The organism is Parvimonas sp. D9, from assembly GCF_035282565.1.
GTDB classification, from domain to species: domain Bacteria; phylum Bacillota; class Clostridia; order Tissierellales; family Peptoniphilaceae; genus Parvimonas; species Parvimonas micra.
Genome location: NZ_JAYKBM010000294.1, coordinates 1 through 230, shown reverse-complemented (window position 1 = coordinate 230; position 230 = coordinate 1). Strand labels below are relative to the sequence as shown.

Sequence of the window (230 nt, the reverse complement as noted above, 5' to 3'; positions counted from 1 at the left end):
AAAATTTGCCATGCCTGAAACGGCTTAGTGTAGCTTTACTGATAGATAGATAATCAGCCAGCATATAATCTTTGATTCTTTTGTCATTCAATATCCAAGGGTAATCCAATTGAAGCTTTAGAAAACGATCTTTTGGTGGCATTGATAACAAGATCACATGATCTTCACTTCGGGCATAATATTGTTCAGTGACACGAAGGGCATTGATGTAGAAACCTGGAAATTTTTGC

At 36.5% G+C, this 230-nt stretch carries 1 protein-coding gene; it reads right to left on the bottom strand.

All coding sequences use genetic code 11. The annotated features are described in order from the left end of the window. The coding region (locus VJI94_RS08915) for a hypothetical protein (protein WP_324009120.1) at nucleotides 1–230 on the bottom strand (230 nt) is incomplete at both ends.